Annotated in this window: 12 protein-coding genes; 6 read left to right on the forward strand and 6 right to left on the reverse strand. The window is 60.6% G+C overall.

Annotated features, from left to right (window positions below):
* The first annotated feature begins 239 nt into the window (after positions 1-239).
* On the forward strand, positions 240-491 hold the full coding sequence (locus HX818_RS13225) for a YfhL family 4Fe-4S dicluster ferredoxin (protein WP_003213796.1): 252 nt from the start codon (positions 240-242) through the stop codon (positions 489-491).
* 133 nt (positions 492-624) lie between these two features.
* Here HX818_RS13225 and mutM read toward each other — a convergent pair whose 3' ends face one another.
* The gene (gene mutM / locus HX818_RS13230; RefSeq protein ID WP_008438968.1) at positions 625-1,437 is read right to left on the reverse strand and encodes a bifunctional DNA-formamidopyrimidine glycosylase/DNA-(apurinic or apyrimidinic site) lyase; all 813 of its coding nucleotides are present in this window, start codon (positions 1,435-1,437) and stop codon (positions 625-627) included.
* Between the two features lie 21 nt (positions 1,438-1,458).
* Complete coding sequence (locus HX818_RS13235) at positions 1,459-2,271, reverse strand: HDOD domain-containing protein (RefSeq protein WP_174717803.1); 813 nt, start codon at positions 2,269-2,271, stop codon at positions 1,459-1,461.
* Positions 2,272-2,584: 313 nt separating this feature from the next.
* On the opposite strand from HX818_RS13235, the gene HX818_RS13240 reads away from it, so the two are divergent.
* The 4 genes from HX818_RS13240 to ilvD all read left to right on the forward strand — a co-directional run bounded on the left by HX818_RS13240 (position 2,585) and on the right by ilvD (position 8,059).
* A complete protein-coding gene (locus HX818_RS13240) occupies positions 2,585-3,781 on the forward strand; it encodes a class I SAM-dependent rRNA methyltransferase (RefSeq protein ID WP_003213799.1) in 1,197 nt (398 codons plus the stop codon).
* Between the two features lie 232 nt (positions 3,782-4,013).
* A complete protein-coding gene (locus HX818_RS13245; RefSeq protein ID WP_134327475.1) occupies positions 4,014-5,210 on the forward strand; it encodes an MFS transporter in 1,197 nt (398 codons plus the stop codon).
* A gap of 218 nt (positions 5,211-5,428) precedes the next feature.
* Entirely contained in the window at positions 5,429-5,887 is a 459-nt protein-coding gene (locus HX818_RS13250; protein WP_003213801.1) for a transposase, read from the forward strand.
* A 330-nt stretch (positions 5,888-6,217) separates the two neighbouring features.
* The gene (ilvD, locus tag HX818_RS13255) at positions 6,218-8,059 is read left to right on the forward strand and encodes a dihydroxy-acid dehydratase (protein WP_003213802.1); all 1,842 of its coding nucleotides are present in this window, start codon (positions 6,218-6,220) and stop codon (positions 8,057-8,059) included.
* A 55-nt stretch (positions 8,060-8,114) separates the two neighbouring features.
* Here the strand turns inward: ilvD and HX818_RS13260 are convergent, their stop codons facing one another.
* The 4 genes from HX818_RS13260 to HX818_RS13275 form a co-directional block, all read right to left on the reverse strand.
* Positions 8,115-10,562: a TonB-dependent receptor gene (locus HX818_RS13260; protein ID WP_177020249.1), complete on the reverse strand. Its 2,448-nt coding sequence runs from the start codon at positions 10,560-10,562 to the stop codon at positions 8,115-8,117.
* A 131-nt stretch (positions 10,563-10,693) separates the two neighbouring features.
* Entirely contained in the window at positions 10,694-11,641 is a 948-nt protein-coding gene (locus HX818_RS13265) for a FecR family protein (protein ID WP_177020250.1), read from the reverse strand.
* On the reverse strand, positions 11,638-12,171 hold the full coding sequence (locus HX818_RS13270) for an RNA polymerase sigma factor (RefSeq protein WP_177020251.1): 534 nt from the start codon (positions 12,169-12,171) through the stop codon (positions 11,638-11,640). Before HX818_RS13270 ends, HX818_RS13265 begins: the two co-directional genes overlap by 4 nt.
* 211 nt (positions 12,172-12,382) lie before the next feature.
* A complete protein-coding gene (locus HX818_RS13275) occupies positions 12,383-13,441 on the reverse strand; it encodes a haloacid dehalogenase-like hydrolase (protein ID WP_256346328.1) in 1,059 nt (352 codons plus the stop codon).
* Between the two features lie 241 nt (positions 13,442-13,682).
* Here HX818_RS13275 and HX818_RS13280 point away from each other — a divergent pair, with 241 nt between their 5' ends.
* Complete coding sequence (locus HX818_RS13280; protein ID WP_003213804.1) at positions 13,683-15,074, forward strand: L-cystine transporter; 1,392 nt, start codon at positions 13,683-13,685, stop codon at positions 15,072-15,074.
* Positions 15,075-15,118: the final 44 nt, after the last annotated feature.

The following is a 15,118-nucleotide window of genomic DNA, read 5'->3' on the forward strand; positions in this document are numbered from 1 at the left end:
CGAGGGGCTTGTCTGTGGCGAGGGGGCTTGTCCCCCGTTGGGCTGCGAAGCAGCCCCAATAAAGACGCCGCGTAGTTTCAGGTAAAACCCGTTCGCCTGATTCGGGGCCGCTTCGCGCCCCAACGGGGGACAAGCCCCCTCACCACAGACAAGCCCCCTCGCCACAGGGGCGCCAATGCGGCACAATTGCGCGCATTAGTTTTCAGATGCCTTGGCTGACAGCCCTGGCAGGAGTTTCCATGTCCCTGATCATCACCGACGATTGCATCAACTGCGACGTCTGCGAACCCGAGTGCCCGAACGCTGCCATTTCCCAGGGTGAAGAGATCTATGTGATCGACCCCAACCTGTGCACCCAGTGTGTCGGCCACTACGACGAACCCCAGTGCCAGCAGGTTTGCCCGGTGGATTGCATTCCGCTGGACGAGGCTCATCCGGAAACGGAAGAGCAACTGATGGAGAAGTACCGGTTGATTACCGGCAAAGCCTAAGTCCCTTGGCGCTTCATTAAGCCCCTTCGCGAGCAAGCCCGCTCCCACATTCGACCGAGTTCCACCTTTGGAATGCAGTCGAATGTGGGAGCGGGCTTGCTCGCGAATAGGCCATCAGCAGCACCACAAATTGTCAGCTCTGACACTTCGGGCAAAACACACTCGCCCGCTGCCCCAGCATCACGTTGCGCAATTCGGTCCCACAGACCTTGCACGCCTCGCCACCACGGCCATAGACGAACAATTCCTGCTGGAAATACCCCGGCTGTCCGTCGCCGCCGATAAAGTCCCGCAACGTGGTGCCGCCGCGCTCGATGGCCGCCGCCAGGATGCGCTTGATCTCGATCGCCAGCTTCAGGTAACGCCCACGGGAAATGCCCTTGGCTTCCCGACGCGGATCAATCCCGGCGGCAAACAGCGCTTCCGTCGCATAGATATTGCCCACGCCCACCACCACCGCGTTGTCCATGATGAACGGCTTCACCGCCATCGAGCGTCCACGGGACAGCTGGAATAGCCGCTCGCCGTCGAACAGGTCGGTCAACGGCTCCGGCCCCAGGCGGATCAGCAGCTCGTGGTTCAGCGGGTCGAGGCTCCAGAGCATCGCGCCAAAGCGTCGCGGGTCGGTGTAGCGCAGGGCCAGGCCCGACTCCAGTTCTATATCCACATGCTCATGCTTGGCCGCCGGGCTGCCGGCTTCCACCAGGCGCAGGTTGCCCGACATCCCCAAGTGGCTGATCAGCGTGCCGACCTCGGCATTGATCAACAAATACTTGGCCCGCCGCTCCACCAGCACGATGCGTTGCCCGGACAGCCGCACATCCAGGTCTTCCGGGATCGGCCAGCGCAGGCGCCGCTCACGCACCACCACACGGCTGACCCGCTGGCCTTCCAGGTGCGGCGCAATTCCGCGCCGGGTGGTTTCGACTTCCGGTAACTCGGGCATGTGTACCTCTTGGAAAAAGGGTTAGTGCGCGCCCAGCTCGCGGATCGACAACTTCAAGCTCTCGAAGTCGTAGTCCGACAGGCCGATATGGTCCAGCACCAGCGGGCCGATGGCGTTCCACTCATGGTCATCCACCTGGTTGCCCAGCACGCGGTACGACGCACAAATGTGCTCGGCCATCTTCAGGATCGCCAGCAGGTTTTTCAGCTGCGGCTTCTGGTTGGACTCGTCGCTGAAAATCGCCAGGGCATTGTGGTGATTGGCGATGGCATCGGTCACATGTTCCGGCAGGCGCCAGGATTTGGCGGTGTAGTAACCCACCACGGCATGGTTGGTGTTGAACGCCTGGTTCTCGGTGTCGACCACACGGCACTCCGGGCCGGCGTTGGCATAGGCCTCTTCCAGCACACTCATGTAGTTCGGGAAACGCTTGAGCATCAACGGCACGCCACAATCGTGGAACAGCCCCAATGCGTAGGCTTCATCGACCGCCTGGCTGCCGGTGCGCTTGGCCAGGGCCAGGCAGGTCATGGCCACGTCCTGGGCGGTGTCCCAGAAACGGTTGAGGGTGACGATCGTGTCGTCGCTCATCTCGCCCTTGATCGACTGCGCGTTGATCAGGTTGACGATGGAGCGGCTGCCCAGCAGGTTCACCGCGCGCTGTATCGAGACGATCTTGTTGCTCAGACCGTAATACGGCGAATTGACGATCTTCAGCAGCGAGCCGGAGAGGCCCGGGTCCTGGGCGATCAACCGGGCGATCACTTCCAGGTCCGGATCGGGCATGTACTGCTCCATCTGCAAATCCACCATGATTTGCGGTTGAGGCGGCACGCTGATGCCTTGCAGGCTCTGTTGGATCTGTTCGGCGGATAGCTCTTGGGACATAGGGGGCACACTCTGGACTAGGCGGCGATTCTAACCTTTATGGCAACCGGGCTGACACCTCAAAAACCCGAACTGAAACCGGACCGAATGTGGGAGCGGGCTTGCCTGCGATGCAGACGGCTCGGTCTTTCAGATAACCGAGGTGATGCTATCGCAGGCAAGCCAGCTCCCACAGGGACATCACAACCCACATGTCCGGCGGCGCCGCCAAGTACTGCACAACACGGTATACTCCCGCTCTTTTTTCCGGAGCGACGTCATGTCCCTGCCAAGCCTGCGTCTCAAAGCCAACGCCGATCGTCGTTTGCGCAACGGCCACCTGTGGGTCTACAGCAACGAAATCGATGTGGCCGCCACACCTCTTCACGGCTTCCAGGCAGGCGACCAGGCGATCCTGGAAGCAGCCGGCGGCAAGACCCTCGGCATCGTGGCCATGAGCCCGAACAACCTGATCTGCGCCCGCCTGCTGTCCCGCGACATCAAGTTGCCGCTGGACAAGTCGCTGCTGGTACACCGCATCAACGTCGCCCTGTCCCTGCGTGACCGCCTGTTCGACAAGCCGTTCTACCGCCTGGTGTACGGCGATTCCGACTTGTTGCCAGGCCTGGTGGTCGACCGTTTCGGCGACATCCTGGTGGTGCAGATCGCTTCGGCGACCATGGAAGCCCACAAGGAAGACGTGATTGCCGCACTGACCCAAGTGCTCAAGCCAAGCGGCATCCTGTTCAAGAACGACTCCGCTGCGCGTGATGCCGAAGGCCTCAACCGCTACGTCGAAACCGTGTTCGGCCTGGTGCCGGAGTGGGTGGCGCTGGAAGAAAACGGCGTGAAGTTCGAAGCGCCGGTGATCCAGGGCCAGAAGACCGGCTGGTTCTACGACCACCGCATGAACCGCGCCCGCCTGGCCCCGTATGCCAAAGGCAAACGCGTACTCGACCTGTACAGCTACATCGGCGGCTGGGGCGTGCAAGCGGCCGCCTTCGGTGCCAGTGAAGTGTTCTGCGTCGACGCCTCCGCCTTCGCCCTCGACGGCGTGGAGCGCAACGCGGCACTGAACGGCGTTGCCGAGAAAATGACCTGCATCGAAGGCGACGTGTTCGAAGCCCTCAAAGAGCTGAAAGCCAGCGAAGAGCGTTTCGACGTGATCGTGGCCGACCCGCCTGCCTTCATCAAGCGCAAGAAAGACATGAAAAACGGCGAAGGCGCCTACCGCCGCCTGAACGAGCAAGCCATGCGCCTGCTCAGCAAGGACGGCATCCTGGTCAGCGCTTCGTGCTCGATGCACTTGCCGGAAGACGACCTGCAAAACATCCTGCTGACCAGCGCCCGTCACCTGGATCGCAATATCCAGATGCTGGAACGCGGCGGCCAGGGCCCGGACCACCCGGTGCACCCGGCGATTGCCGAGACCCGGTATATCAAGAGCATTACTTGCCGGTTGTTGCCGAATAGCTAACGCCCAATTGGAACCGGATCAACTGTAGGAGCGAGCTTGCTCGCGAAAGACGAATAGACAACACGGGCTACCTGATAGCGCTGCGTTATCGTTGACGTTCTTCGCGAGCAAGCTCGCTCCTACAGCGGCAACACACACCATCATGGGCTTGGCCTCCCACAACACTTTTGATTGAATTCCCCGTTTCGCAGACTAGTATCGGTTTCTGGTTTTACTCCGGAAAATAAAAACAATGTCTGAGTCCTCTTATTCGCCACCCCATGGCGACTTAAAACGCCAACAACGCTCGCGCTTCATCCTCATCACCTGCATCTCGCTGATCAGCTTCTTCCCGATCAATATCCTGCTGCCCTCCTTTCCAGCCCTGGCCGCGAAGTTCGATACCTCAACTGCTGAGGTCGCCTTATCCATCAGCCTGTTCACTCTGGTTTTTGCGATTTCCCAACTGATCGCCGGCCCGCTTTCAGATAAATTCGGGCGCAAGGAAGTGCTGCTGGGGTGCATCGTGGTTTCCACCCTAGGCTCGATCGGCTGCGCACTGGCGGCGAATTACCCGAGTTTCCTGCTGTTTCGCGCCGTCCAGGCCATCGGCTGTGGCTTTTTTGTGCTCGGCCATGCGCTGGTTGAAGACCTTTTCGAAGAGCAGGATCGCGCCCGCATCCGCATCTACTACATGACCCTGAGCGGATCGTTCGTTGCGCTGTCGCCGCTGCTCGGCTCCTGGCTGCAAACCACATTTGATTGGCAGGGCAGCTTTTATGGATTTGCGGTGATGGCGCTAGGCATGTTTATCCATGCCTGGCTGATATTGCCGTCCAAGGCGGCCAGCCCTGAAAGAGCCCCTGTTTCGATCATCGCCACGCTGAAATCCATCGCAAGCAACCGGGACTTCATCCGTTACTGGTGGATCGCCGCGTTGGTATTCGCGTGTTACTTCGCCTTGATCAGCGTGACACCGCTGATTTTCATGGATGAGTTGAAGCTGTCCGAATACCAGTACGCGGTAGTGCTGATGGTGTATGGCGTTGCCTACCTGCTGGGCGGCGTTGCAGCAACTGCACTGCAGAAACATATCTCCCTCACGCGACAAATCAACCTCGGGCTGGGCCTGCTGGGAATCGCAGGCGTATTGCTGACGCTGGTGATCAGCTATGAGGCCATGACCACCATCACCCTGCTGATCCCGATGCTGATCAGCGCCCTGGCCGTGACCCTGGTACGCCCCGCCGCGATTTCTGCGGCCATGTTGCTGTTCTCCAGCAGCGCCGGCACCGCCGCGTCGGCCGGCAACAGCATCATGTTCATCACCGCCGCCGTCAGCAGCGCCGCGCTCGCCCAAGCCGGAGACAACTTGCTGATGACCATCGCCATCAGCTTCATCGTGCTCAGCGTTTGGGGCGTAGTGACGAACATCAGAGTCGGACGCTAACGCTCTCCCACTCCCACTCCCACTGTAGGAGCGAGCTTGCTCGCGAAAAACATATAGGCGACACGGGCCACCTGATAGCGCTGCGTTATCGTTGACGTTCTTCGCGAGCAAGCTCGCTCCTACAGAAGGCATGACATATTCAGAACCAGTGTTTAAACGCCAATAGACACTGTTGCCTCCTACCGTCTCTCTTCTACCCACACGAAGAGGACGAAGGAATGTCCACCCAGCAAAACGCCCATCGGCTGCGTAAAGGCCGCTATTCGGAATCCGGCCGCATTTACCTGCTCACCGCCGTCACCCATCAACGACAGCTGGTCTTCCAGGACTGGCGCATTGGTCGCCTGCTTGTTCGCGAATTCAGAAAGGCTCAGGACGACGGCGAGGCGACCTCACTGGCCTGGGTCGTGATGCCGGACCATTTCCATTGGCTGGTGGAATTGCACAACGGCGATTTGCCGAGACTGATGCGGATTACCAAGTCGCGAAGTGCCCACGCCATTAACAAAGCGAGGAGTTGCCACGGGACACTTTGGCAAAAGGGCTACTTTGATCGGGCGCTACGCCGAGAAGATGACCTGAAAGCAACAGCTCGATACATCGTCGCCAATCCATTAAGAGCAGGGCTGGTTGAGCGTATCGGCGACTATCCGCTCTGGGACGCCATGTGGCTGTGAAATACGCAACCCTGTAGGAGCGAGCTTGCTCGCGAACAACCAACAGACGACACGGACCACCTGATAGCGCTGCGTTACCGTTGACGTTTTTCGCGAGCAAGCTCGCTCCTACAGGTAGACGGCCATTCCCTCCGGCCGCCAGCGGTGTAGAATCGGACCTATTCATCGCCAGTCATCCCCCGGCGGGTTTATGAGCTCAAGGCCCAAGCAAGCGGCGATCCCGCGACGCGAGTGGCAACTTCCGGACACACGGCCATTTTTCGGGTGTTCCAGTCGTCAATTAGAAGCTCACTCCCCTTTAGTACTTGATTAGCCGCCCGGAGTGCTCCAATGCCTGATTACCGCTCGAAAACATCCACCCACGGCCGCAACATGGCCGGCGCCCGCGCACTGTGGCGCGCCACGGGGATGAAAGATGACGACTTCAAGAAGCCGATCATCGCGATTGCCAACTCGTTCACCCAGTTCGTACCCGGCCACGTCCACCTCAAGGACCTGGGTCAACTGGTCGCCCGCGAGATCGAACGCGCCGGCGGCGTGGCAAAAGAATTCAACACCATCGCCGTGGATGACGGCATCGCCATGGGCCATGACGGCATGCTGTATTCCCTGCCGAGCCGCGAGATCATCGCCGACTCCGTGGAATACATGGTCAACGCCCACTGCGCCGACGCCATCGTGTGCATCTCCAACTGCGACAAGATCACCCCCGGCATGCTGATGGCCGCCCTGCGCCTGAACATCCCGGTGATCTTCGTCTCCGGCGGCCCGATGGAAGCCGGCAAGACCAAGCTCGCCTCCCACGGCCTCGACCTGGTGGACGCCATGGTCATCGCCGCCGATTCCAGCGCTTCTGACGAGAAGGTTGCGGAATACGAGCGCAGCGCCTGCCCTACCTGCGGTTCGTGCTCCGGCATGTTCACCGCCAACTCGATGAACTGCCTGGTGGAAGCCCTGGGCCTGGCGTTGCCGGGCAACGGCTCCACATTGGCCACCCACAGCGACCGCGAGCAGCTGTTCCTGCAGGCCGGCCGCACCATCGTCGAGCTGTGCAAGCGTTACTACACCGAGAACGATGAGTCGGTGTTGCCGCGCAACATCGCCAATTTCAAGGCGTTCGAAAACGCCATGACCCTGGACATCGCCATGGGCGGTTCCACCAACACCATCCTGCACTTGCTGGCCGCCGCCCAGGAAGCCGAGATCGACTTCGACCTGCGGGACATCGACCGCCTGTCCCGCCACGTGCCGCAACTGTGCAAAGTCGCGCCGAACATCCAGAAGTACCACATGGAAGACGTGCACCGCGCCGGCGGGATCTTCTCGATCCTCGGCTCCCTGGCCCGTGGCGGCCTGTTGCACACCGACCTGCCGACCGTGCACAGCAAATCCATCGCCGAAGGCATCGCCAAGTGGGACATCACCCAGACCACTGACGAAGCCGTGCATCACTTCTTCAAGGCCGGCCCGGCCGGCATCCCGACGCAGACCGCGTTCAGCCAGTCGACCCGTTGGGAAACACTCGACGACGACCGTGAAAACGGCTGCATCCGCAGTGTCGAGCATGCCTATTCGAAAGAGGGCGGCCTGGCCGTGCTGTACGGCAACATCGCCCTCGATGGCTGCGTCGTGAAAACCGCCGGTGTGGACGAGTCGATCCACGTGTTCGAAGGCCGCGCCAAGATCTACGAAAGCCAGGACAGCTCAGTACGCGGCATCCTCGCTGACGAAGTGAAGGAAGGCGACATCGTCATCATCCGTTACGAAGGCCCGAAAGGCGGCCCGGGCATGCAAGAGATGCTGTACCCGACGTCGTACCTGAAATCCAAGGGCCTGGGCAAAGCCTGCGCCTTGCTGACCGACGGCCGCTTCTCGGGCGGTACTTCGGGCCTGTCCATCGGCCACGCTTCGCCGGAAGCTGCTGCGGGCGGCGCCATCGGCCTGGTGCAGGATGGTGACAAGGTGCTGATCGACATTCCGAACCGCTCGATCAACCTGTTGATCAGCGATGAAGAACTGGCGGCACGCCGGGTCGAGCAGGACAAGAAAGGCTGGAAGCCGGTGGAGAAGCGTCCGCGCAAAGTCACCACCGCGTTGAAGGCTTATGCCCTGCTGGCCACCAGTGCCGACAAGGGTGCTGTGCGTAACAAGGCGATGCTTGACGGTCTGTAAACCTCGCCCATAAAAATGCCCCGCCATGTGCGGGGCATTTTTTTGCCTGGTTGAATCAGAACTGCGGCGTATAGGTCATGGTGAACATCACATTACGCGGATCGCCATAGTAGTTGCTGCCCCAGGTCGCGTTGTACGCAGGGATGTAGTACTTCTTGTCGAACATATTGTTCAGGTTCGCCGCCACGGTGAATTCCTGATTGATTTTGTAGGCCACCCGCGAATCCCAGAGGGCGTTGCCCGGCACACTGAAGTTGCGGTCATAGGATTCAGTGCTGCTTTGCGCGGTAACGCCGGCGCCGACGCTGACTTTCTCCCAGTCACCCGGCAACTGGTAATCACCCCACACCTTGAGCAGGTGCTTCGGGGTCCAGGTGCTGAAGATCTTGCCTTCGTAAGTATTGTCCTTGAGGAACTTGGTGGTGTTGTAGGTGTAACTGGATGCCAGTTGCAGACCAGGCAGCACCTCACCGCTCAAGGTGGCTTCAAAGCCCTGGCTGCGGACCTTGCCCGACGCGACCGAGCAGTACCAGCCACCACAATTCATCGGCCCTTGCAGGTCCTGCACGCCACGGTTTTCCTGGTCGTAGCGGAAGATCGCAAACGAGGTATTGAGACGACCATCGGCCAATTCACCTTTGAGGCCCAGTTCGTAATTCTTGCCCTCGATAGGCTTGAGCATGCTGCCGGACGTAGTCAGGTTGGTCTGGGGTTCGAATGCATCGGCATAGCTGGCGTAGGCCGACCATTGGTCATTGAGGGCATACACCAGGCCTGCGTACGGCGTGACCCGGCCAGTGGTCTGGGTGGTGCTTTGAGTAGGGGCGTCGTACACACCCTGGAAACCGCTTTGGTCGATATAGGAAAAGTCATACCAACTGGTACGGGCGCCAACGATCAGGGTCAGCGGGTCCAGCAACTGGACGCGCCAAGTGCCGTAGATGCCTTTCTGGCGAATGTCATACCAGTTCTTTGACCCGGAGCCGTCCTGGAATAATTGATATTTGTCGCGCTGCACACGGTTGTGGTCGATGTTGAAGATATCCGCACCGTCGGTGGCATCCCGGGCGTACAGGTCGTGGGTCGTAAGCTTCGAGTAGTTGGCGCCCAGCACGAGTTCCTGGCGGAACCCAAGGGTCTCGAACTTGCCGTTGACGTAGACGTCCACCCCACGGCTCTTGTTGTTGAAGTCGGTGACCCAGTCCACATAACGCACGTTGCCGGTGCTGCCCGGATTGGGGATCTCGTCCCACGTCGCCTGATAAGTGGCGTCGTTGTGTTCATCCATGGCCACCACGGCGGCTTTCAGTTTCCAGTCGTCGTTGAAGCGATGTTCCAGGTCGGCGAACACTTGGGTCTGGTTGTTGACGCTACGGTTCCAGCTGGCACCGACAAAGGTCGAGCGCGCAAGGCCGATGTCGCTGCCATTGGCATAACGCGGCAAAGACATGAAGTTCGGGCGAGAGTGACCTTTCTGGTTGCTGATGCCCACGCCGACGGTAGTGTCGGGGGTGAAGTCGTAGTCGACGGCGGCATACACCGTCTGGTTCCAGCTGCCGGCGTAGTCGACAAACGAGTGGGTGGTGTCGTAATCCGCCACAAAGCGGCCGCGCAACGTGCCCTCGGCGTTCAGCGGGCCGCCGGCATCGACTTGGGTGCCATAGTGGTCCCAGGAGCCTGCCTTGGCGGTGATGGTGACTGTCGGCGCCTCCTGGCCGCGCTTGCGCACCAGGTTCATGGTGCCACCGGGGCTGTTGGCGCCCTGTAGCAAGGCGGCTGGGCCGCGCAGCGTCTCTACACGGTCGTAGATCGCCATGTTTTCAGTGAGGTAGCTGCCCAGCGCGTAGGTGTTACGCGGGATGCCAACACCGTCGTATTGCAGGGTGCCCACTTCGAAGCCACGGGAAAAGATGAACATGCCGGGGCCGGGTGATTTGGTCGCCGTCAGGCCCGGGGTGCGCTTGACCACTTCGGAGAGCTTGGTGGTGTTCTGGTCATCCATCTGCTTGCGGGTCATGACGCTGACCGATTGCGGGATATCCTTGAGTTTCTGCTCACCCTTGCCGATGGTCACCGCGCCGGTGGTGTAGGAGCCGGTGCCTTCGGTTGTCGTCCCAAGCTGCTCGGCGCTGATGGTGGTTGCGCCCACTTCAAGGGCTGTGCCTGATGCCACACGCTTTTCCAGGGTCACGGTATCGGCGTTGATAAAGGCCGCACTCAAACCCGTTCCCGCGAGCAACCGCGCCAGAGCGTCCCGTTGCCCCAGGCTGCCACTGACGCCGGGCGATGCCACACCTTGGGTCAACTCACTGGGCACCAACACCTGAACCCGCGTCACCGCCGAAAACGCCGCCAATGCGCCATCCAGGCTTTGTCCCGGAATATCGAAGCGGTAGGTCTGGGCCTGAGTGGTCTCGGCGGCCTGCAGAGACAATGGCGCAGTGCCGCAAGCCAAGGAAATGGCCAGCGCCAGCAAGGGCCGTGCGGCGAATCGGTGTGCCATGGGTGATGCTCCCCGGTGCAAAAATCAGTGAACGGGCGCGGCACTACTTGAGAGTGCTTACTATTTACGCCTCAGTGATCAAGGACGATGGCTTGGGGAGAAACCCTGAAAGATTTTTGAAAAAGATTCGCCTAGGACGCTTTGCCTTCGCGCAACACCAGCAAATACGGGGTGTAATGCTCGGCACGCAGGTTGAGGGTGTATTCCAGGGCCTTGATGACCGCGTCAGGTTTATCGATCTCGAATACGCCGGACACCACGCGATCGCGCAATGCATCGCCAAACACCAGGGTCTTGCCCGGCCAGTAGCGATTCAGTTCGGCCACCACTTCAGACAGTGGCTGCTGGCGAAACACCAGTTGCCGCTGGCGCCAGGCAAACCCGCTGGCAGGGTCGAACGCGTGGACTGCGGCCAAGCGTTGATCCTGATACTCCACCGCTCGCCCCGGCTCCAGGTACACCGGCTCACCCACGCCGGAGCTGACCTGAACCTTGCCCTGGGCGACTTGCACCTGAGTCTGCGCATCGCGGCGAGCAACGCTGAACTGCGTACCCACTACCTTCACCCAACCGTCACCGGACTGCACCACGAAAGGCCGCGATGGATCCTTGGTCACGCTGAAAAATCCTTCGCCCCGCAACAGGCGAACCTGGCGTTCACCGGCGCTCATGCGGATCTGCACAGCGCTGTCGGTGTTGAGTTGCAGCTGCGAGCCGTCCGCCAGTTCCACGGTGCGCGACTCGCCGGTGCCGGTGGCGTAGTCAGCCCGCAGGCGATCCAGCCATGGCGTGTTCTGCAGCGTCAGGCCGACGGCCAGTAACATAGCGGCAGCACAGGCCCAACGGCGCGCCGGCTTGCGCCAGGCCGCTTGCTCGGCCCGACGAATCACCCGCGCTGGCTCGCGCAGGCCACCCAGCATCGCCTGGACTTCCTGCCACGCATCATCCTGGGCGGCACCCTGCCCGAGCCATGCGGAAAACGCTTCGATTTCAGCCGCCGTGACGTCTTCAGCCTGAAGACGGAAATACCAGCCGGACGCTTCGGCAAACAACTCGTCGGCAGTGGGTGCGGCGCTCATGACCGGCGTCCTTGTTCATCACAGGCCAGTCGCGCCTTGATAAAGGCACGGCATTCGATCAAGGCCCGACGCAATTGGTATTCCACACTGCGCGGGGTGATCGACAGGCGTTCGCCAATCTCGCGGTAGGAAAGTTCGTCGACATGATAAAGCAGGAAGATCTGCCGAGTCGCTTCGGGCAGCGCCAGGATCGCGTCCTGCATCAGTTGCTCCTGTTGATAGGCAGCCAATTGCTCGTCGGCACTTGGGTTGCTGCAGGGCAGTTCTTCGCTGGGTTCGCCGGCATCCAGGCGCTCGCGGCGGATGGCCTGGCGCTGGTGGTCGCGCACCAGGTTACTGGCGATGGTGAAGAGGAAGGCCGGGAGGTTGTCGATCTTCTCGCCGGAGTCCAGCCGGGCCAGGCGCAGGAACGATTCCTGGGTCAGGTCGGCGGCCACCTGGGCACTGCCGGTGCGGCGGGTGACGAAGGCTTCGAGGGCCTTCTTCTGCTCCGCGAACAGGCGCGCGATCTGCGAATTCCAGGAGAGCACAGCACTACCTTGAGAAGAACGGGATGTTCAGGAAGTGCGCACGCTAGCAGAGGATGAGATTGGTTCGCAATTGATATCTATTTTTGCTGGGGTTTTGCAGTGCTGCCGACGGCCTCATCGCGGGCAAGCCCGGCTCCCACATGGACCGAGTTGCCTGAGCGAACTCGGTCCATGTGGGAGCTGGCTTGCCTGCGATGGCCGCGCCTCGGTCTTACTGAATCTCGTCCGGCTTGACGATCACCCAGTTTTTATCCGCCGTCACCGGCAACCCTTCCTTGGCCTGGGCCGCAGCGTGCTTGGCCATCATGCCGTTGAGCTGGGTCATGTATTTGTCTTTACGGTTGATCCACAGGTGGATGCCGCCCTTGGCCACGTCCACGTCATGGAACAGCATGTAGCCGTCACTGGTCGGAGTGTCGCCACCGACGATCACCGGTTTTTTCCACTCGTCGATGTAGGTCAGGATCGCCGCGTGCTTGCCGGCCATCCAGGTGGCCGGGGTCCACAGGTACGGGGTCAGCTCCAGACCGAGGTTGGCCTTCTCGTCATACTTGCCGGCGGCAATCTGCTTGCGGGCGGTGGTCAGCTCGCCGGTCTTGCGGTCCTTGAGCAAGGTGCTCACGCCGATGACATTCTCGGGTTTGACGTTGTAGCCGTACTTCGGATCGGCCGCGACCATGCGCACCAGTTCCTCGGACGCGGCGGTCATCACGTAGACCTCAATGCCGTTTTCCATCAGCTTGTTGAACAGCTCAGCCTGGCCGGTGAAGACCTTCGGCGGCTGCACTTCCATGTTCTTGACCACGTCACCGTCGTAATAGGTGACCGGCACCGGCTTGCCCGACGCCATCATCTCGTCGACGTAGCCCTTGAGTTCCTTGAGGGTGAAGCCGGAGAAAATCTGCGCGACCCACGGGTAGCAGACCATGTCGTCGACTTCGCAGAGGCGGTAGTAGTAGCTGAAGAGGCTTTCCTTGTGGTCGGCGGTGTCTTTGAACGGGATCAGCTTCAGGGAAGGGTCCATGGTGTCGCGGGTAATCAGGCCCTTGTTTTCCAGGTACGGCAGCAACGACTCTTCAAGGTCGTAGCGGTAACTGGTGTTGTCCATGTCGAACACCGCGAAGTTGCCCTTGTTGGCATTGGCAGCAATCATCATGTCCAGTTGCTTGGCGGCAGCCGCCGGCCAGTGTTTCAACTCGGTGGCGGCAAAGGCCTGGCTCGCGAGGCCCAGGCACAGCGCGGCGGCAAACAGTTTCGGCGCTAGCTTCATGTGCGTTTTCTCCCTGAGTGAAAGACATCGACGCTAACAAATCTGTATGACAGTTATCGCCCGAGCGCGACCGCTTTCGTCGTGATCGCGCCAATGCCATACGCCTGCGCGTCACCCGCTTATTCCAAAAACGACAGTCACCATGCGATAACGTTATTAAATCAATATATTTCAAGCTGTTAGGCTTGCCGGTTCGCAATCGCAGGCTCCTGCGATTGGCTGCCTTCTCAACGGAGCTTCAATGAATCTGCCCCTGATTCTCAACTTACTGGTGTTCGTGGCCTTGCTGCTGGGCCTGGCACAAACCCGCCGAACCAACTGGAGCCTCGCCAAGAAGGTGTTGTTTGCGTTGGTACTCGGCGTGATCTTCGGTGTGGTGCTGCACGCGATCTACGGTGCCGGCAACCCGGTGCTCAAGGCCTCGATCGGCTGGTTCGACCTGGTCGGCAACGGTTACGTGCAGTTGCTGCAAATGATCGTGATCCCGCTGGTGTTTGCCTCGATCCTCAGCGCCGTGGCCCGTCTGCATAACGCCTCGTCCCTGGGCAAGATCAGCTTCCTGACCATCGGCACGCTGCTGTTCACCACGGCAATCGCGGCGCTGATCGGTATCGGCCTGACCAACCTGTTCGGCCTCACCGCCGAAGGTTTGGTGGCCGGCACCCAGGAAATGGCGCGCCTGCAAGTGATCCAGAGTGATTACGCGGGCAAGGTCGCCGACCTGAATATCCCGCAACTGCTGCTGTCGTTCATCCCGCAGAACCCGTTCGCCGACCTGGCCCGGGCCAAGCCGACGTCGATCATCAGTGTGGTGATCTTCGCTGCATTCCTTGGGGTTGCCGCGCTGCAACTGCTCAAGGATGACGTGGAAAAAGGCCAGAAAGTCCTCAACGCCATCGACACCCTGCAAGCCTGGGTGATGCGCCTGGTGCGCCTGGTGATGAAGCTGACCCCGTACGGCGTATTGGCGCTGATGACCAAAGTGGTCGCCAGCTCCAACCTGCAAGACATCATCAAGCTCGGCAGTTTTGTGGTGGTATCGTACCTGGCCCTGGGCCTGATGTTTGTGGTGCATGGCCTGCTGCTGTCGCTGGCCGGGATCAACCCGCTGCGGTTCTTCCGCAAGGTCTGGCCGGTGCTGACGTTCGCCTTCACCAGCCGCTCCAGCGCCGCGAGCATTCCGCTGAGCATTGAAGCGCAGACCCGTCGTTTGGGGATCCCGCAGTCCATCGCCGGCTTTGCCGCCTCGTTTGGCGCGACGATTGGCCAGAACGGTTGTGCCGGCCTTTATCCGGCGATGCTGGCGGTGATGGTTGCGCCGACCGTGGGTATCAACCCGCTGGACCCGCTGTGGATCGCGACCCTGGTGGCGATTGTGACCTTGAGTTCGGCCGGTGTGGCGGGCGTGGGCGGCGGTGCGACGTTTGCCGCGCTGATCGTGCTGCCGGCGATGGGCTTGCCGGTGTCACTGGTGGCGCTGCTGATTTCGGTTGAGCCGCTGATCGACATGGGCCGTACGGCATTGAACGTGAACGGTTCGATGACGGCGGGGGCGATTACCAGCCAGATCATGCAGCAGACGGATAAAGAACTGCTCAATGCCGATGAGCATGCGGAATTGGCGCAGGCCTGACAGACCGCTATCGCAGGCAAGCCAGCTCCCACATTGAACCGGTT

The organism is Pseudomonas sp. F9001 (genome assembly GCF_013385435.1).
In the GTDB taxonomy this organism is placed as follows: Bacteria; Pseudomonadota; Gammaproteobacteria; order Pseudomonadales; family Pseudomonadaceae; genus Aquipseudomonas.

Coding starts and splice junctions, on each gene's coding strand:
- HX818_RS13280 (WP_003213804.1), top strand. CDS start 13,683: ATGAATCTGCCCCTGATTCTCAACTTACTGGTGTTCGTGGCCTTGCTG.
- HX818_RS13250 (WP_003213801.1), top strand. CDS start 5,429: ATGTCCACCCAGCAAAACGCCCATCGGCTGCGTAAAGGCCGCTATTCG.
- HX818_RS13240 (WP_003213799.1), top strand. CDS start 2,585: ATGTCCCTGCCAAGCCTGCGTCTCAAAGCCAACGCCGATCGTCGTTTG.
- HX818_RS13260 (WP_177020249.1), bottom strand. CDS start 10,562: ATGGCACACCGATTCGCCGCACGGCCCTTGCTGGCGCTGGCCATTTCC.
- ilvD (WP_003213802.1), top strand. CDS start 6,218: ATGCCTGATTACCGCTCGAAAACATCCACCCACGGCCGCAACATGGCC.
- HX818_RS13265 (WP_177020250.1), bottom strand. CDS start 11,641: ATGAGCGCCGCACCCACTGCCGACGAGTTGTTTGCCGAAGCGTCCGGC.
- mutM (WP_008438968.1), bottom strand. CDS start 1,437: ATGCCCGAGTTACCGGAAGTCGAAACCACCCGGCGCGGAATTGCGCCG.
- HX818_RS13225 (WP_003213796.1), top strand. CDS start 240: ATGTCCCTGATCATCACCGACGATTGCATCAACTGCGACGTCTGCGAA.
- HX818_RS13275 (WP_256346328.1), bottom strand. CDS start 13,441: ATGAAGCTAGCGCCGAAACTGTTTGCCGCCGCGCTGTGCCTGGGCCTC.
- HX818_RS13245 (WP_134327475.1), top strand. CDS start 4,014: ATGTCTGAGTCCTCTTATTCGCCACCCCATGGCGACTTAAAACGCCAA.